The 16,562-nt window shown below is 64.6% G+C and carries 16 protein-coding genes and 1 other RNA gene; 5 read left to right on the forward strand and 12 right to left on the reverse strand.

The window, feature by feature from the left end; translation table 11 throughout:
* Positions 1 to 2 precede the first annotated feature (2 nt).
* Positions 3 to 914: a flagellar hook-associated protein FlgL gene (flgL, locus tag GRF61_RS09235; RefSeq protein ID WP_169150370.1), complete on the forward strand. Its 912-nt coding sequence runs from the start codon at positions 3 to 5 to the stop codon at positions 912 to 914.
* A gap of 18 nt (positions 915 to 932) precedes the next feature.
* A complete protein-coding gene (locus GRF61_RS09240) occupies positions 933 to 1,991 on the forward strand; it encodes a hypothetical protein (RefSeq protein WP_169150371.1) in 1,059 nt (352 codons plus the stop codon).
* A gap of 270 nt (positions 1,992 to 2,261) precedes the next feature.
* Here GRF61_RS09240 and GRF61_RS09245 read toward each other — a convergent pair whose 3' ends face one another.
* The 8 genes from GRF61_RS09245 to GRF61_RS09280 all read right to left on the reverse strand — a co-directional run bounded on the left by GRF61_RS09245 (position 2,262) and on the right by GRF61_RS09280 (position 10,172).
* Positions 2,262 to 2,954, reverse strand: a complete 693-nt coding sequence (locus GRF61_RS09245) for a DUF3334 family protein (RefSeq protein WP_169150372.1) — start codon at positions 2,952 to 2,954, stop codon at positions 2,262 to 2,264.
* A gap of 256 nt (positions 2,955 to 3,210) precedes the next feature.
* Entirely contained in the window at positions 3,211 to 3,993 is a 783-nt protein-coding gene (locus GRF61_RS09250) for an alpha/beta hydrolase (RefSeq protein WP_169150373.1), read from the reverse strand.
* 446 nt (positions 3,994 to 4,439) lie between these two features.
* Positions 4,440 to 5,798: an MBL fold metallo-hydrolase gene (locus GRF61_RS09255; RefSeq protein ID WP_169150374.1), complete on the reverse strand. Its 1,359-nt coding sequence runs from the start codon at positions 5,796 to 5,798 to the stop codon at positions 4,440 to 4,442.
* A 319-nt stretch (positions 5,799 to 6,117) separates the two neighbouring features.
* Positions 6,118 to 6,495, reverse strand: a transfer-messenger RNA (tmRNA) gene (gene ssrA, locus GRF61_RS09260).
* A gap of 48 nt (positions 6,496 to 6,543) precedes the next feature.
* Entirely contained in the window at positions 6,544 to 7,230 is a 687-nt protein-coding gene (gene gph, locus GRF61_RS09265; protein ID WP_169150375.1) for a phosphoglycolate phosphatase, read from the reverse strand.
* Positions 7,211 to 7,915 (reverse strand): bifunctional 2-polyprenyl-6-hydroxyphenol methylase/3-demethylubiquinol 3-O-methyltransferase UbiG, encoded by a 705-nt coding sequence (gene ubiG / locus GRF61_RS09270; RefSeq protein ID WP_169150376.1) that lies wholly within the window; start codon positions 7,913 to 7,915, stop codon positions 7,211 to 7,213. Before ubiG ends, gph begins: the two co-directional genes overlap by 20 nt.
* Positions 7,916 to 8,029: 114 nt before the next feature.
* Complete coding sequence (locus GRF61_RS09275; RefSeq protein WP_169150377.1) at positions 8,030 to 8,749, reverse strand: OmpA family protein; 720 nt, start codon at positions 8,747 to 8,749, stop codon at positions 8,030 to 8,032.
* Positions 8,750 to 8,852: 103 nt separating this feature from the next.
* Positions 8,853 to 10,172 (reverse strand): TRZ/ATZ family hydrolase, encoded by a 1,320-nt coding sequence (locus tag GRF61_RS09280; protein WP_169150378.1) that lies wholly within the window; start codon positions 10,170 to 10,172, stop codon positions 8,853 to 8,855.
* A 174-nt stretch (positions 10,173 to 10,346) separates the two neighbouring features.
* On the opposite strand from GRF61_RS09280, the gene GRF61_RS09285 reads away from it, so the two are divergent.
* On the forward strand, positions 10,347 to 11,711 hold the full coding sequence (locus GRF61_RS09285) for a serine/threonine-protein kinase (RefSeq protein ID WP_169150379.1): 1,365 nt from the start codon (positions 10,347 to 10,349) through the stop codon (positions 11,709 to 11,711).
* 22 nt (positions 11,712 to 11,733) lie between these two features.
* On the opposite strand, the gene GRF61_RS09290 is transcribed toward GRF61_RS09285, so the two are convergent.
* From GRF61_RS09290 to hrcA, 4 genes are all read right to left on the reverse strand, one after another.
* A complete protein-coding gene (locus GRF61_RS09290) occupies positions 11,734 to 12,747 on the reverse strand; it encodes a hypothetical protein (protein ID WP_169150380.1) in 1,014 nt (337 codons plus the stop codon).
* A 74-nt stretch (positions 12,748 to 12,821) separates the two neighbouring features.
* Positions 12,822 to 13,187, reverse strand: coding sequence for a phage holin family protein (locus tag GRF61_RS09295; protein WP_169150381.1), 366 nt, complete (start codon positions 13,185 to 13,187; stop codon positions 12,822 to 12,824).
* Entirely contained in the window at positions 13,184 to 14,272 is a 1,089-nt protein-coding gene (hemH, locus tag GRF61_RS09300) for a ferrochelatase (protein WP_169150382.1), read from the reverse strand. The genes GRF61_RS09295 and hemH overlap by 4 nt, the downstream gene beginning before the upstream one ends.
* Positions 14,273 to 14,328: 56 nt before the next feature.
* Positions 14,329 to 15,357, reverse strand: a complete 1,029-nt coding sequence (gene hrcA / locus GRF61_RS09305; protein ID WP_169150383.1) for a heat-inducible transcriptional repressor HrcA — start codon at positions 15,355 to 15,357, stop codon at positions 14,329 to 14,331.
* A gap of 101 nt (positions 15,358 to 15,458) precedes the next feature.
* On the opposite strand from hrcA, the gene GRF61_RS09310 reads away from it, so the two are divergent.
* Together GRF61_RS09310 and GRF61_RS09315 are read left to right on the forward strand one after the other, a co-directional pair.
* Positions 15,459 to 16,343, forward strand: coding sequence for an NAD kinase (locus GRF61_RS09310; RefSeq protein WP_169150384.1), 885 nt, complete (start codon positions 15,459 to 15,461; stop codon positions 16,341 to 16,343).
* A gap of 49 nt (positions 16,344 to 16,392) precedes the next feature.
* On the forward strand, positions 16,393 to 16,562 hold a 170-nt coding region (locus GRF61_RS09315), incomplete at its 3' end, for an AAA family ATPase (protein ID WP_169150385.1).

A 16,562-nucleotide genomic window follows, 5' to 3' on the forward strand; every position in this document is an offset into this window, starting at 1 on the left:
TGATGCGCATTGCCAGCACCCAGTACCACTCGACGATGAACACCGCGCTGCAGCTCGCCAACGTGCGGCTGGGCGAGATCATGCAGAAGATGGCCACCGGCCAGCGCCTGCTCAAGCCCTCGGACGATCCCATCGCCAACGTCCGCCTGTCCCGCCTCAGCCGCGAAGAGGCGGCGCTGGACCAGTACCGCGACAATATCGGCGCGCTGTCGTCCCGGCTGACGCTGAACGAGACTCACCTGGATGCCATCTCCAACGACATCCTGCAGGCCCACGACCTGATGGTGTGGGCGGCCGATGGCGCCAACACGCCGGACGACGTCGCCGCCATGGCCAGCTCGCTGAAGTCGCTGGCGGAGAGCATTTTCTACACCGCCAACACCAAGGACCAGGAAGGCCGTTACCTCTTCTCCGGCACGCTCACCGACACGCCCACCATCACCTACGACGACACCGCGCCGGTCGGCTCCCGCTACAGCTTCACCGGCAACACTGCCGAACAGCGGGTGATGGTGGGCAACGGCGTCACCCAGGCGGCCAACGTCACCGTCGCCGAACTGGCCGGCCTGCTGAACTCGATGGAAGGCACGGTGGAGGTGCTGAGCACCCCGGGCACCAGCGTGAACGACCCGGCGGTGCGGGCGCAGGTCACCGGCACGCTGGACCTGCTGGACGACACGCTGGACATCGTTTCCGCCACCATCTCCCGCCTAGGCGGCCAGCAGAACATCCTCGCCACGCTGGAGAACAACCACGCCAACGTCAGCCTCTCCAACCAGCAGGCGGCGCTGGACCTCGGCCAGCTGGACTACGGCGATGCGGCGGTCAAGCTCAACGGCTACACCGTCGCCCTGCAGGCCACGCAGAAAGCCTATGGCGCGGTCAGCCAGCTGTCCCTGTTCGACGTCCTCTGAAGCGAGGGCGGATAGACGATGCAGATTCCCGCGCTAGGCTCCGGCACCAGCACTTCCGGCCGCCGCCTCGCCTTTGGTGACGGTGGAGTCGGCCGCAGCACCGCGCCGGCGACTTCCGCCGGCCAGAAGGCGGCTTCGCTGCCCTCCACCCGCGGCGGCCTGCGCAACCTGGATTTCGAGCTGAACCGGCAGGTGGCCGGTGCCCAGCAGGCGCTGAACTTCCTCGATCAGGCCGGCAATCGCTTGCAGGCGCTCAAGAGCACGCTGAGCGGCAAGCTGGCGGAGAAGAGCGATGGCGGCGCCGGGCCCAGCGCCGCCGATGCCAGGCTCGCTGAGCAACTGCGCCAGTTCAGCGCCCTCTGGCGCAAGCGTGGCGCCGCTTCGGCCGGCACGCTGGATGGCCAGCTCCAGGTGGTGCAGGCCGGCAGCGCCCAGCAGCGCTTCCGTATCCGCGGCCTGGATGCCGACAGCCTGCGCAGCGGCGACAAGGAAACGCTGTCTTTCTCCGCCGCCGGCAAGCAGGTGAGCGTGGCGGTGGACCCGGCAGCCGGGGAAACCGCTGTGTTGCGCCGCTTGCAGAGCGCGCTGGCGCCCATCGGCATGGGCGTGGAGCGCAGCGGTGGCAGCCTGGTGTTCTCGGTCGCCGAGGGCGACTGGCCGGTGGTAAGGGACTCCCTGGCGGTGAAGGGCGGCGGCCAGCGCTTCCCCACCGGCCAGTTCAACAGGGTGCGTGCCGAAGCCGAGGCGGACGCCATCCAGCCCCAGTCCTGGCGCGCCGACGACACCGAGGCCGCCCGCCAGACCTTGCAGGAAGTGCTCGCCGCGCTGGACCTGATCCGCCAGGCCAGGAACACCATCAGCCGCGGCCTGGCCGAGGCGGACGCGCGCATGCAGCCGCGGCATAAGGTGGGGAGTGGCGCGGCGGAGGCAGACGAATCCGACTGGGCGGCGTCCTTTGTCCAGCGTTTCGAGGCGATGGCGGAGAAGCCGGATTTCAACGTCTTCGCCGCCGTGGCGCCGGCGCTGACGGCGGTGAGCCGCGACCGGGTGATGGCCCTGCTGGGGATGGCCGCCTGAGCAGGATTGCGGCCGCGCTGCCCTCTGGCCCGCTGGAAACCGCGCGCTTCCCAGTGGAAGCTGGCGCGAGCAGCCGCCGGGCCGGGATCACGGCAGGCCGCCACGGCAGGCCATGCAGGGCGGTGGCAAAGCGAAGGCTGCTGCACGGCGAGCGGTCTGCCCGCCTGCCTGCGTCCGGCGGGGGTGAGCCAGACCGATGTCTTTCCTGACCCTGGGAAAGAAGAACGGCCCACCGCCAGGCGTGACGGTGGGCCGTTCTTCTTCCTGAACTTACATGCCCAGCGACTTCAGCAGCTCGTCCTGTTCGTCCTGGCTGATGGCGCTGGTCGCCGGGCCGGAAGGCGCGGTTTCCTGGCCGGCGGACTCCAGCAGTGCGTCCGGGTCCGGCTCTTCGGCGGCGGCGAATTCGTTCAGCTGGATGAACTCGGTGCGGTCTATCGCCAGCTCCAGGTAAAAGATGTTGTTGCGGCCGGTGTAGAAGGTGACCCGGCGTGCTTCCGGCTGGTCCAGGTGGGTATCCACGCTGAGGATCACCTGCTTGGTCAGCGCCAGCATCTTCGGCTGGTTCTGGGTGATGTGGGTCTGCAGCTCGCGCGATACCTTGCCGGTGAAGTCGCCGACGATCTGGTTCATCAGCTCGCCCATCACATTGCCGACCTCGTCCGAGGTGAAGGCGCTCGCCAGCTCCTCCTTCGCCATCCCCATGTTCAGCATGTAGCGCTCGTACAGCTCCATCGCCGCATGGGCGGAGAAGTTGATGACCACCAGGCCGGAGAAGCCGCCATCGAACAGCACGAAGCAGCCGATGTCCGGCTTCAGGCAGGTCTTGCTGATGCGCTGGACCATATTGGCGTAGCGGACCTGGCTCTCCGTCGCCACCGTCAGCACCTTGGTCACCGAATCGCATAGGCTGCGAAGGATGTCGTCCGTGCCGAAAACCACCGGATATTCCTGCGTGCTCATTGTTCCGCCATGCCATGGTTGTGGGAAGCGCTAGGTATATCACAGCTTCTCACGGCGCTAGCGGCAAGCTGGAACGAGGCGTGAGAAATCCGTGCATCGGCTGCTTTCGCCGGTGGCGGCGCGGCGGGAACAGAGCGCTTGCGCCGGACTCGCCCGGCGGGGCAGGGCGCCAGTTCATCGCATCGCTTCGCCGTCGTGAGGGGCGCAGGGGGCGCCAGCGCGGGCAGCGTCGCCAATGGCTCCTGCCGAGCGGAAATCAGGCCAGCGGCTGAATGAAGCGGGCCAGCGTCTCCACCACCGCCGCCTCGTTCTCGCGGTGGGGGAAATGGCCGGTGCCGGGCTGGATTTCCAGCTGCACCGGCCCAGCCACCCGTTCTGCGATCAGGCGGGCATGCGCGGCGGAGCCGTATTCGTCCTCCACGCCATGGATGACCAGCGTCGGGCATTTCACCTGCGGCAGCACCGCTTCATGCGACCAGGCCGAGAAGGCGGGGTGGAGCCAGGAGCCGGTCCAGGCGTCCAGCACCCACTGCGCCTTGTCGCCGTGGTACTTGCGCAGGCGCTCCAACTGCTTCGGATCCTCGAACAGCGTTTTGGCGGCGCTGATTCCCTGCAGGGTCAGGTCTTCGACGAAGACCTGGGCTGCCAGCGTGAGCAGGGCCACGCAATGGGTGCCGAAGCGGGCGGCGCAGTTGATTGCCATGCAGCCGCCGACGCTGTGGCCGAGCAGGATGAAGCGCTCCAGGCCCAGCTGCGACCTGAGGGCGTCGAAATCGCCTTCGGCCTCGGCGTTGATGAAGTCCAGGCCCAGCTTGCCCGGATGCGCCGCCGATTCGCCGAAGCCCAGCCGGTCGTACGCCACTACCTGCCGGCCGGTCGCCCGTGCGAGGGCCTCCGGCAAGCCGCGCCACAACTGCACGCAGCCGAGGGAGTCGTGCAGCAGGATGATGGGCGCCTTCCTGACTGACGCTTCGGGCGACCATGTACGGACAAAGAGGCGGCCCTTGGGGCCTTCGATCAGGGTGTCGGTGTGCGTCATCGTCGATTTTCTGAAGTGGGCTGCCGGCTGTGGGCTGGTCTTGGTTTGTTTCTCTGTGCTTGGCTAGGGCGGGCCCGGCTGAAGGTCCGGCCTTTCCTCGTGCTCGGGGGAACCGGCGTTCCGCGCCTCAAGGGCGGGGCGGCATTGCGGTCGGAGCTGATTCTTGCATTGCGTTGACGTTAACGTCAATCAAGTGACAGGCTGGTGCTCGGGGCGGTGCGACGCTCTCGGTGGCATCCTTCGCCAGCTTGAGAAGCGATACGCAAGGTATGCGGGCGACGGCGGAGCTGCGCTCCGGGGGCTAGCTCCCAGCCCGGGGGTTCTGCCCCAGCGGGTGGCAGCCGTCTGGCAGGTCATGCATGGCTGCTCAGGGTGACGGCTTTTGGCGGCCATCGCCGGCCGTTGCAGGCGTGTGTTGAAGGAACGCCGGCGGCTTCCCTCCACCCTCAGAGCTCGAAGACCTGGCCCTGCAGTGGCACGGCAGCTTCCCATCCGAGTTCGCGCTGAATGCGTTCGCGCAGCGCTTCGGAGGCCTCTGCTTCGCCGTGGACGATGAAGACACGCCTGGGCGGGCGCTGGAAGCCGGAAAGCCAGTGGAGCAGGCCGTCGCAGTCGGCATGGGCGGAGAGCATGGGCAACTCGGTCACCTCGGCGTTCACCGTGATCCACTGGCCGTAGGCTTTTACCTCGCGAGCGCCTTCGAGCAGTTTGCGCCCGCGGGTGCCGGCGGCCTGGAAGCCGGAGAACAGCAGGGTGCTGCGGTGATCCGGGCCGAAGGCTGCGATGTGGTGCAGTACCCGCCCGCCAGTCGCCATGCCGCTGGCGGCGATGATCACCTTGGGATAGCGGTTGGCTGACAGCGCCTTGGAGGCCTCCACGTCTCGCACGTAAGTTACCGCGGCGCACGCGGCTTCGTAGTCTGCGGCGGCGAGCTTGTGCTCGCCTTGGTGGCGGCGCATCAGTTCGGTGACGCTGGTGGCCATCGGGCTGTCGAGGTAGACCGGCACGTTCTGCAGGCGGCCTTGCCGGCGCAGCAGCCAGAGATCGTAGATCAACGACTGGGCACGCCCGACCGCGAACGCGGGGATGACCACCGTGCCGCCGCGCTGCACCGTGCGCTCCACCACTTTGCCGAGGGCCTCCACAGGATCGGTCGCGTCGTGGCGGCGGTTTCCGTAGGTGGATTCGATCACCACGTAGTCCGCATCCGCCACCTGCTCCGGCGCATGCATGATGGCGTCGTCCTCGCGGCCGAGATCCCCGGAGAAGACGATGCGTTGCCCGCCGATGTCGATCTGCGCGCTGGCCGCACCCAGGATATGGCCGGCGCGGCGGAACAACAGCTTCGCGCCGCCGGGCAGTTCAGTCTCACGATGCAGCGGTGTCGGCCGGAAACGCTCCAGCGCCTGCTCGGCGTCCGGCACGCGATACAGTGGCAGCGCTGGTTTGTGCTTGGAAAAGCCCTTGCGGTTGGCGAACTCGGCATCCTTCTCCTGCAGCCAGGCGCTGTCGAGCAGGATGAGTTCGGCAACGTCGCGGGTGGCCGGAGTGGCGAAGATCCTGCCGTGGAAGCCGTCCAGCACCAGCCGGGGCAAGTAGCCGCAGTGGTCCAGGTGGGCGTGGGTGAGCACTACCGCATCGATGTCACGCGGCGACAGCGGCAGGCGCTGCCAGTTGAGCTCGCGCAAGTTCTTCAGGCCCTGGAACAAACCGCAATCGACCAGGATGCGGGTGCCACCGCAGGTGAGCAGGTGCTTGGAGCCGGTGACGGTACCGGCGCCGCCAAGGCTGGTCAGTGTGAGCATTGGAATTTCCCTTTTGTTTTCTTTGTGGGAGGGCGGCCAGGCCGCCACGCGGATGTGGCTGATTGAGCCCGCACCGGGCGCCGAGTTCCTCTGCCGAGACGGGGAGGGGCGGTGGATTGCCGGCCACGCCGGGCAGGTTCGGCTGCACATTCTGCCTGCTTCTGGCTTGCCTCGATCCGGGCGGCTGCGCGCCAGGCCGCGCAGCCGAATTCATCTCTCCAACCGGACATCCCCTGGATGTGCACGGACAAAGAAAAAGGCCGGAACCTCGATTTCTCTCGGTGTCCCGGCCTTCATCGGACTGCGTTGGCAGTGGTACTGGTGGAGCCGGGGGGAATCGAACCCCCGTCCGCAAGCCCTCTACAGACAGCTCTACATACTTAGCCGACCTATTTGGATTTAACTCCTGGCTTAGCCGGTCAGCAGGCCGGCCAGAAGCGAGTTACCTTACCTTTAGCTGCGGGGCCAAGTAACCCGGCCCTGCTCGCGAGTCTCTGTAAATGACACTGCAGCGGCCCAGCTTACGCTGGAACCACCCGACCCAGAGACATGTCGGTGCAGCGCCCGCCGGGATTAAGCGGCGAGAGCGAAACGCTCGTCGTTGGCGTTTGTAGTTTCCCAGATGGATTTACGAGGTGACTGGTCCTCGGTATGCACTGCGCTGCTTCGCGACCCACGTCGAAGCCAGGTCGGCCCCAGTGATCGGTGATGCATTGGAACCTAGATGAGGCTAGGCATCCAGATTTCAAGAGGGCGAGTCTATCACGCCGAGGGCCAGGGTTTGAAGGAGCTGGAGAGGGCTGGCGACGATGGCGTCCGCCTCCCACTGCTCCACGGGGAGGGCCTCACCCAGGTAGCCGTAGGCGGCGGCGATTGCCGGCATGTCGGCAGCCCGCGCAGCCTGGATGTCCCGGAGGTCGTCGCCCACATAGACACTGCGTGACGGGGCGACGCCTGCCTGAGAGCAGGCAAGTAGCAGAGTGTCCGGGGCCGGCTTGGGGCTGGGAGCGGAATCGCCGCTGATGATGCAACTCGCGCGCGTGTCCAGCTGCAGCGCGGCCATTAGCGGAAGTGTGTAGCGCTGCCGCTTGTTGGTCACGATTCCCCACTTGATGCCATGGGCCTCCAGGCTCTGCAGAACCTTCTCCATGCCGTCGAAGAGCCGGGTCGATACGCAGAGTGCCTGCTCGTAATGTGCCAGGAAGCGCTTGGAGTAGTGCGCATGGGCGTCCGTGCCGGGCTCGATCGAGAACGCGGCGCGCAGCATGCCGGTAGCGCCGTGTGAGACGTGGGGGCGGAGCTTTGCCAGCGGCAAGGGCTCGCGCCCCTCTTCAACGAGCAGGCGATTGGTGGCGCTGGCGAGGTCGGGAGCGGTATCGGCCAGCGTGCCGTCCAGGTCGAAGAAAACGGCGTCAGGCGGGGCGACGAGCATGGATGAGGTAATTCACATCGGTATCGGTACCCAGGGAATATATCTTGGTGAGCGGGTTGTAGCTCATGCCGATGAGTTCCAGTGTACTCAGGCCGGCATTGCGGCAATGGCGGGCCAACTCGGACGGCTTGATGAATTTGGCGTACTCGTGCGTACCGCGCGGAAGCAGCTTCAGCACATACTCCGCGCCAACGATGGCAAACAGGTAGGCCTTGAGATTGCGGTTCAGGGTGGAGAAGAAAACGTCGCCCCCCGGTTTCACCATGCGTGCGCAGGCGGTAATCGTGCTGGCAGGGTCGGGAACGTGTTCCAGCATTTCCATGCAGGTCACCACATCGAAGGTCGCCGCGTGCTCCGCTGCGTAAGCCTCGGCGCTGCTCAATTGATAATCGACTTTCTGGCCACTTTCAAAAAGGTGCAGCTTGGCAACGCCCAGCGCTTTCTCCGACAGATCCAGACCGGTGACGTGAGCGCCGCGCGCAGCCATGCTCTCGGACAGGATGCCGCCTCCGCAACCGACATCCAGCACCTTCTTGCCGGACAGGGCGGCACAACTGTCGATCCAGTCCAGCCGCAGCGGGTTGATCTCGTGCAGTGGCTTGAACTCGGAAGTGGGGTCCCACCAGCGATGGGCGAGCTCGCTGAATTTCTGCAGTTCTGCCGGATCGGCGTTGGTTACGTTCATCTCACATCCTTGAGAAAGCATGGTGGTTCTGACTGAGGGGCCAACAGCGGCGTTCCAGTCGCAGAAATGAAAAAGCCCCGCCGAAGCAGGGCTTTTCGCAGTGAAGGCTTCGACTTACTTGGAGCCGATCACTTCCACTTCCACGCGACGATCCGGCTGCAGGCACTCGATCAGGGCCTTGCGGTTCTTCACGTTGTTGCACTGGGCGCCGGTAACCGGCTGCTTCTTGCCCTTGCCTTCGGTGTAGATGCGGTTGGCTTCCACACCCTTGCTGACCAGGTAGGTCTTCACGGCGGCAGCGCGGCGCTCGGACAGCTTCTGGTTGTAGGCGTCGGAGCCCAGGCGGTCGGTGTGGCCAACGGCCAGGATCACTTCCAGCTTGATGCCCTTGGCTTGAGAAGCCAGCTCGTCCAGCTTGCTGCGGCCTTCCGGCTTCAGGACGGCCTTGTCGAAATCGAACAGGGTGTCGGCGGACAGCTTGACCTTGTCGGCAACCAGAGCGGCACGGGGAGCGGCGGCAGGGGCAGCAGCCGGAGCGGCGGCGACCGGGGCCACGCAGCTTTCCTTCGGTACGATGTCGCTATCGCATTCGCAGCCGACCGGGAACTCGCCGGCTTTGGCAGTGCTGGCAGCCGCGGGGCTCCAGTAGCCGGTGCGCCAGCAGAGGCCGGTGCCGCTGCGAGCGACGGTGTTGCGGGCATCGATGGCGTACGGAATCTCGCCCTTGCCATCGACGACGACGTCCTTCGTCTGGGCGAAGGCAGCAGAAGCGGTCAGGCCGATCGAGGCGATGGCGGCCATCATGAGCATTTGTTTCTTGGTTTGTCTGATCATGGTTTCCTCTTTGAAGGGCGAGAGATCGGAAATGCCGCTGCAAAAACAAAAGAAAACAGCTTTATATGCCGTCTTCGCGTGGATTTGAACCAGTTTATCTAGTTCAACTAACGAGCTTAGTTTGCCATACCGCCGAGAGCCTGAGCAATTCAATGTCGCTTATTTGCAACAGCGCAGAGCCTTGATTCACGCGGGCTTCGCCGTCGATCCAGACATGCGAAACCTGTTCCCGGCCGGCGACATACACGAGGTGGGAAACCGGGTCGTAACAGGGGCGGGTGTTCAGGTCGTTGAGTACTACTGCACATAGATCGGCCTGCTTGCCCGGGAGCAGGGAACCGACGCGGTCCTCCAGCCCCAGGGCCCGTGCGCCATTCAAGGTCGCCATGCGCAAGGCCTGGTGGGCGGGTACGGCGGCGGCATCCTGGCTGCTGGCTTTGGCCAGCAGGGCGGCAAGGCGCATCTCCTGGAAGAGATCGAGCCGGTTGTTGCTGGCGGCCCCATCGGTGCCCAGTCCGACGTTGACGCCGGCTTCGACTAGCCGGGCCACCGGTGCGATGCCGCTTGCAAGTTTCAGATTGGAAGTCGGGCAGTGGGCAACATTGCAATGCAGTCTTGCGAGCCGGTCGATGTCGCTGTCGTCGAGATGCACGGAGTGGACGGCAGTGGTTTCAGGCCCGAGGACGCCCAGTTTTTCAAGCCGGGCCAGAGGGCGCAAACCATGGGCGACCAGGCTGTCGCTGACTTCGCCGGCTGTCTCCTGGACGTGAATGTGGATAGGCGCTTGCAGTTCGCCGGCGATGCTGCGGACCCTCTCCAGCGTGGTGTCGGCTACGGTGTAAGGAGCATGCGGGGCAAGGCTGAAGCTCAGTCTGGGATGGTTTCTCCAACGGTCACGCGCGGCGAGGCCTTTGCGCAGGTAGTCGTCGGCGTCACTGGCGTAAGGGGTGGGGAATTCCGTGATGGTCATGCCGATGACAGCCCGGAGCCCGATGGTGTCGAATGCCTCAGCCGCTGCATCCGGATAGAAGTACATGTCGTTGCAGGTGGTGACGCCGCCCTTGAGCATTTCGGCCGCGGCGAGAAGGGTGCCGTCGCGTACGAAGCCAGGCGAGATGTGCTTGTCTTCGGCCGGCCAGATGGCCTCCTGCAGCCAGCGCATCAGCGGGAGGTCGTCCGCGTAGCCGCGCAGCAGGTTCATTGCGGCATGGGTGTGAAGATTGACCAGGCCGGGAATCAGCACGTGATCGGGCAACTCCACCTCTTTGGTGGCCAGGTAGCGTTGCCTGGCCTGCTGCTGGGGTAGCAGCGCAAGGATGCGGCCGTCCTTGATGGCGATGCTGTGCTGCTCCAGCACCAGGTCTGCGGGTTCGACGGGCACGATCCAGCGGGCGTGGATGAGCAGGTCGGCGCGTTCGCTCAAGGCGGTCTCCGGGAGAAAAAATGGCGAAGGAGTGGGGCGGCGCTGCAAGGGTTCGATTTAAGCACAGGCAACGGCCCTGGCGTCGGCGCGCCGAGGGGAAATGGGCGATAGCTGCTGCTTCGTGACACAATTCACGATCCATTCAGTAGCAGGGCTCTAAGCCCTCTTGTGCCCATGGGCCAGATTCCGGAGAAGATCGGCAAGTACAGGATCGTGAGAGAGATCGGTCGCGGCGCGACGGCGACCGTCTATCTTGCCGAGAACCCCCACTATCCTGAGCCGGTTGCGGTGAAGCACATCCGCTTTGACGACAAGGTGAAGGATGAGGCGAAGTGGAACCGGCGTCTATTGAAGCTGCTGAAGGCCGAGAAGGCGGTGGCCTCGCGCCTGGATCATCCGAACATCATTCGTATCTTCGACGCGGTGGTTGAGCAGGACCAGGCTTACGTGGTGATGGAGTATTTCCCCGGCGAATCCATGGAGCGTTTCTGCTCCTTCGAGCGTTTGCTGCCCATTCACCGCACGATAGGCATCGTGTTCAAGTGCTGCATGGCGCTGGACCACGCGTATCGCCAGGGCATCGTCCATCGCGACATCAAGCCGGCAAACATCCTTGTAGACGATCAGGACAACGTCAAGATCACCGATTTCGGGCTGGCGCTGAACGTGAGCAAGAAGGTCGAGTCGGACTCCACCTTCATCATGGGCGTCGGCTCGCCGGCATACATGAGCCCGGAGCAGATCAAGGGCTATCCCTTGAACCAGAAGACGGATCTGTACTCCCTCGGCGTGGTGCTGTTCCATCTGTTGACCGGCCGGTTGCCTTTCCGGGCCTCGAATCCGGCGCAACTGGTGTACAAGATCGTCAATGCCGATCCCCCCTCGGTGTCGCAGCTCAATCCCGACGTGCCGGAGCAGATGGATGCTGTGATCCGCAAGGCGCTGGAGAAGGATCTCTATTCCCGCTACAAGAACGGCGCAGATTTCGCCAAGGATCTGGCCGCGGTGCGCTACAAGATTGTGGACGACTCCGAAGTGGTGCCCGATACCGGCCGCTTCTCCATGTTGCGCAAGATGGCCTTCTTCACCGAGTTCGAGGATGTGGAGTTGTGGGAAGTGCTGCGCATCTGCACTTGGCGCAGGGTGGGCGACAAGGTGGCCCTGATGCGCGAGGGCGATGCCGACCAGCGCTTCGGCATCCTGCTTGAAGGCAAGGTGGAGATTTCGGTCAAGGGCAAGCGGGTGATGGAGCTGGGGCCGGGCGAGTTGTTCGGCGAGAAGGCCTGGCTGGACCATGTGGAGCATCGCCACGGCGCGACGGTGGTTTCCCTCACGCCGCTGATCTATCTGGAAATCAATCCGGCCGCCCTGGCGCTGGCCAGCGATGAAGTGCTGGAGCTTTTCCGGCGCCAGATTGCAACCGTGGTGGTACGCAGGCTGGCCGAACTTGCGTCGGTAGTGGCGCAGGACGGGCCGGCAGCGGTTCGCAGCGACCTCACCGCCACCGGTGGGCTGGACCTGCAGCTCGTCGAAGACTGAGTTGCCGCCGGGCCGCCGGCGGTCAGACGCTCAGATCCACCTGGCTGACTGTTCCCACGCTGCCATCCTCACGGAGATAAACGCTGGTGCTGCGCATCTGACCCAGGGTTTCGTTCGATGCGTTCTTGAGTGCGAACGCGGTGTCCACCCGCCCGAGATAGAGCGCACCGACATTGGCCTCTGCAAGGGTTTGCAGGGTGCCGGCACCGGAAGCGCCCGGCGTCCATACCGTGAGCTTGGAGAAGATGGGATCGTTCTCGTCTATCCAGCCGTTGCCGTCAGCGTCGAATTCCGCCAGCTCGGCGAAGCCATCGCCGGTGCGTGCGCCGAACAGTTCGGTGCCGTCGTCGATGGCGCCGTTGCCATTGCGGTCGAATGCGAGCAGGCCTTTGCCGCCGGTGAGCGGTACCTCGTCCAGCGTGCCGTCGGCGTCCAGGTCGAAGGAAAAGCGCAGGTCGGAAAGCTGGGCGGAACTGCCGGCGAAATCCAGGATGAGCGGGTCTTTCAGGCGGGCTTCTCCAGCGCGGATGCTTACCGACATGGATTCGCTGTAGCTCCTGCTCATGCTCAGGGCGAGGTCGAAGGCGATCTCCTTGCCGTCCGTGGTGCGGACGACGCCAGAGGCGGCGAAGGAGGTGGCCTCGGACTCGCTGTAACGGGCCTCGAGGTCGTAAGTGAAGCCGCTGCGGACAGCGTCAGGTGGAGTGTTGTTGCCGTCGGTCGAAGGGGGGCGTTGTGTCGTGCCCAGTTCCGACAGCCGCAGGAGTTTCACCGGCTTGCCGGTGAAGTACTCGATGATCCTGATCATCAGCGAGACATGCGGATCCTGGGTGGCAGAGTCGCCATCCGCCACGGCTTCCGCCTGCTGGGCGCTGGCGGCAGCGTCGGAGATCGTTACCGTGGGTTTGCCAGGGGGGCGCCGATCGCCTTCGTCTTCTGTCCGTTGTACCCAGGCCTGCAGCCGCTGGGACAGCTCCACCCGGCGTGTCTCGGCGTGGCTGGATTGCAACTGCACTGAAGCGCTCTCGATCTTCATGGCCATTCTCCCGAATGAAAACACCCGGTGGCGATAACGGCTGTCCATGGCAAAACTTGAGCATCGGAGCGAGATCAGCGGTGAAGCCGGGAAGCCGGACTGCCCACGGCCTTGTTCACCAGCCAGGTCAGCAGGCTGTAGAGCAGGGCGCTCCAGAAGGCGGTACCGAATTCGGGCACATGCAGGCCGCCGATGAGGCTGGAGACAGCCCAGAACAGCAAAGCGTTGATGACCAGGGCGAAGAGGCCGAAGGTGAGCAGGGTGACGGGGAGCGTGATCAGGATGAGGATGGGGCGGATCAGCGCGTTGGCGAGGCCGAGCAGGATGGCGCCGACGAGCGCGGCGGCGTAGCTGTCCACCCCCAGGTCGGGGATGAGTTCCGGCAGGAGCAGCAGGGCGACCGCATTCAGCGCCCAGAGTGCAAGCAGCCTCACGTTCATCTTCCGGCAGGTACGGTATCCAGTGCCGCTGCATGACGGTGCTCGCCGCCATCCGCTGGCCACCAGCCGTCCAGATGCCGCAGCGCAAGTGCTTTCAACCCCTCGATCCAGTCGTCGCGCTCGTTCAGGCAATGGATGTAGTTGAACGCCTGGCCGCCGTTAGCGAGGAAGGCCTCGCGGCATTCCATCGCGATTTCCTCCAGAGTTTCCAGGCAGTCGGCGACGAAGCCCGGGCACATAACGTCCACCGAGCCCACGCCTTCGCGCGCCAGTTTCTCCAGCGTAGGCTGGGTGTAGGGCTGCAGCCATTCGGCTTTGCCGAAGCGGGACTGGAAGGTGACCTGCAGCCGTTCCGCCGGTAGCTCAAGCGCCTGGGCGAGTAGCCGGGCGGTCGCAAGGCACTCGCTCTGGTAAGGGTCGCCAAGGTTGATGCTGCGCTTGGGAATGCCATGGAAGCTCATGACCAGGCGGTCCGCCTGGCCGTTTTTCGCCCAGTGTTCCCGCACGCTGGCAGCCAGTGATGTGATGTAGGCCGGATCGGCATGAAAATCGCGGATAAAGCGGATCTCCGGCAGATTGCGCCAGTGCAGCAGGCTGCGGGCGACTTCGTCCATCACGCTGGCGGTGGTGCTGGCAGCGTACTGCGGGTACATGGGAACAATGAGAATCCGGCTATGGCGCTGCGCCTTCAGTGCGTTCAGCGTGTCCGGAATGGATGGCGCGCCGTAGCGCATTGCCCACACCACCTTCAGGGTGCCGTGGCCGGATGCGCCGAGGTAGCCAGCGAGCAGCTTGGCCTGGCGTTCGGTGTGGACCTTCAGCGGCGAACCTTCGTCCATCCAGATGGTGGCGTACTTGGCCGCGGACTTGGCGGGGCGGGTATTGAGGATGATGCCGTTGAGGATGGGCAGCCAGACCGCGCGTGGAATCTCCACCACTCTGGGGTCGGACAGAAACTGCTTCAGATAAGGTTTCAGGGCCGCGGCCGTGGGTGCGGTGGGCGTGCCGAGGTTCACCAGCACGATGGCCGGTGCAGGCTGCGATTGCGGCATGGGAGACGCGGGTTCGGACCAGTATCGGGCCATGGGCATGCTCTGACGGCGGGGTGGAATTGCGGAAGGGAGCGGGCTGGCGCCGGGACTCAGTGATTCGCCGATAGCGCGCTGGAGAGCAGGCGGGCAGTGATGTCCACAATGGGGATCACCCTGTCGTAGGCCATGCGGGTGGGGCCGATGACTCCGACCGATCCGACCACCCGACCGTCGGCCTCGTATGGCGCAGTGACGACGCTACAGCCGTCCAGCGGCGCCAGGCCGGATTCGCCGCCAATGAAGATCTGCACCCCCTGGGCGCGGTTGGAGAGGTCGAGCAACTGCATCAGTCCGGTTTTCTGCTCGAAGAGTTTGAAAAGCTCCCGCAGGCGGGACATGTTGGAGGAAAGGTCCTCGACGTCCAGCAGGTTGGTTTCGCCGGAAATGACATAGTTGGTCGCCGTCTCCTCGGCGGCCTCGCTGCCTGCTTCCACCGCGGCGGTCATCAGCTCGGTCATGTCGCTGCGAAGCTGCTTAAGCTCGTCCTGAACCCGCTGGCGGATTTCCTCAAAGGACAGGCCGGCGAAATGTTCGTTGAGGTAACTCGCGGCGTTGCTCAGCTCGCTGCTGGAGTAGGCGCGCCGGGTCAGCAGGATGCGATTCTGTACGTCGCCGGCTGTGGTGACGATGATCAGCAGGATGCGGGTTTCCGACAGGCTGATGAACTCGAGCTGGCGGATGCGTACCGCTTCCTTCCTTGGAGCGACGACTACGCCTGCGAACTGGGTCAGACCGGAGAGCAGCTGAGAGGCGGAGTTCAACAGCCGCTGCGGCTGATCCGGCATCAGTTGCCCCTTGAGGGCTTGCACCCGCGCGGTTTCCAGCGGCTGGACCGTGAGCAGCGAATCGACGAAGACGCGATAGCCCAGGGGGGTCGGAATGCGGCCGGCGGAGGTATGCGGACTGGCGATGAAGCCCATTTCCTCCAGGTCGCTCATGACGTTGCGGACCGTCGCAGGCGATAGCTCCAGCCCGGAGTAGCGAGACAGTGCGCGGGAGCCGACCGGCTGACCTTCCGCGATATAGCGTTCGATCAGGGTCTTCAGCAGGATTTGGGAGCGGGGGTCTAGCGGTGTCATGTCAGGGCTTGAATATAGCCGGCTTTCAGGGGCGTGGGTCAAGTGCTGCAGTGCATCCCCGCGCGCCATGCGCTTACGCGAATATGGTTTAATCGGCGCCCATGAGTGCGCACTTCCGCAATATTGCCCTGATCGGAAAATACCAGAGCCCCGACGTGGTGGAGTCCGTGCTGGAAATCGCTGTTTTCTTGCGCGAACGGGGTGTAAGCGTATCGATTGAACAAGGCACGGCGAGTTCCATCGGCGAGGCCGGCGGCTATCCCGTCGCAACCTACGACGAGATCGGCGCCCAGGCTGACCTGGCGGTGGTGGTCGGAGGCGACGGCACCATGCTCAATACCGCGCGTCGCCTGGCCGAGCATGCGGTTCCGCTGGCTGGGGTCAATCTCGGCCGGCTGGGTTTTCTGACCGATATCGCGCGCAAGGATGCGTTGCAGAAACTGGGTGAGATCCTGGACGGGCGTTACAGCGAGGAGTCCCGCTTCATGCTGGACGCCGAAGTGGTCCGCAACGGCCAGCGGGTTTTCCACACGCTGGCGCTGAACGATGTGGTGGTCAATAAGGGGGAGCTCGGCCGCATGATCGAATTCGAGCTATCGATAGATGGCGAATTCGTCTATACCCAGCGCTCCGACGGCATGATCGTTTCGACTCCCACCGGCTCCACTGCATACGCCCTGTCGGCGAACGGGCCGATCCTGCATCCGTCCGTCGGCGGCATCGCCATCGTTCCCCTCTGTCCGCACGCGCTCACTGCGCGTCCGGTCACGCTGCCGGACTCCTGCAGGGTGGAGATCGCGCTGCTGCCTCCACATGATGCCAGGGTGCATTTCGACGGCCAGACGCGTTTCGATGCGAGGGCGGGTGATTGCGTCCGCCTGACGCGTGCGCCTCTATCCGTGCGTTTCCTGCATCCGCAGGGTTACAGTTACTTCGCCATGCTGCGGGAAAAATTGCACTGGAGTGCAAGCCCGCGCCACAACTGACCGCTCGCGCTTCCCGCCAGCTCACTTACCGTTCAGCCCACACCAGACCATGCTGCGCCGCCTGACCATACGCGACTTTGTGATCGTCGACCGCCTGGAACTCGAATTTGCCGCGGGCTTCGGTGCCCTGACGGGAGAGACGGGCGCCGGCAAGTCCATCCTCCTGGATGCGCTTGGACTGGCGCTGGGCGGGCGCGGGGAAGGTTCTGTGGTCCGGGC

This window comes from Azoarcus sp. TTM-91 (assembly GCF_012911025.1).
Lineage (GTDB): Bacteria > Pseudomonadota > Gammaproteobacteria > Burkholderiales > Rhodocyclaceae > Azoarcus.

Excerpts from the sequence above, each read along its gene's own strand:
- flgL (WP_169150370.1), top strand. The coding sequence starts at position 3 with ATGCGCATTGCCAGCACCCAGTACCACTCGACGATGAACACCGCGCTG.
- GRF61_RS09240 (WP_169150371.1), top strand. The coding sequence starts at position 933 with ATGCAGATTCCCGCGCTAGGCTCCGGCACCAGCACTTCCGGCCGCCGC.
- GRF61_RS09245 (WP_169150372.1), bottom strand. The coding sequence starts at position 2,954 with ATGAGCACGCAGGAATATCCGGTGGTTTTCGGCACGGACGACATCCTT.
- GRF61_RS09250 (WP_169150373.1), bottom strand. The coding sequence starts at position 3,993 with ATGACGCACACCGACACCCTGATCGAAGGCCCCAAGGGCCGCCTCTTT.
- GRF61_RS09255 (WP_169150374.1), bottom strand. The coding sequence starts at position 5,798 with ATGCTCACACTGACCAGCCTTGGCGGCGCCGGTACCGTCACCGGCTCC.
- gph (WP_169150375.1), bottom strand. The coding sequence starts at position 7,230 with ATGCTCGTCGCCCCGCCTGACGCCGTTTTCTTCGACCTGGACGGCACG.
- ubiG (WP_169150376.1), bottom strand. The coding sequence starts at position 7,915 with ATGAACGTAACCAACGCCGATCCGGCAGAACTGCAGAAATTCAGCGAG.
- GRF61_RS09275 (WP_169150377.1), bottom strand. The coding sequence starts at position 8,749 with ATGATCAGACAAACCAAGAAACAAATGCTCATGATGGCCGCCATCGCC.
- GRF61_RS09285 (WP_169150379.1), top strand. The coding sequence starts at position 10,347 with ATGGGCCAGATTCCGGAGAAGATCGGCAAGTACAGGATCGTGAGAGAG.
- GRF61_RS09290 (WP_169150380.1), bottom strand. The coding sequence starts at position 12,747 with ATGAAGATCGAGAGCGCTTCAGTGCAGTTGCAATCCAGCCACGCCGAG.
- GRF61_RS09295 (WP_169150381.1), bottom strand. The coding sequence starts at position 13,187 with ATGAACGTGAGGCTGCTTGCACTCTGGGCGCTGAATGCGGTCGCCCTG.
- hemH (WP_169150382.1), bottom strand. The coding sequence starts at position 14,272 with ATGGCCCGATACTGGTCCGAACCCGCGTCTCCCATGCCGCAATCGCAG.
- hrcA (WP_169150383.1), bottom strand. The coding sequence starts at position 15,357 with ATGACACCGCTAGACCCCCGCTCCCAAATCCTGCTGAAGACCCTGATC.
- GRF61_RS09310 (WP_169150384.1), top strand. The coding sequence starts at position 15,459 with ATGAGTGCGCACTTCCGCAATATTGCCCTGATCGGAAAATACCAGAGC.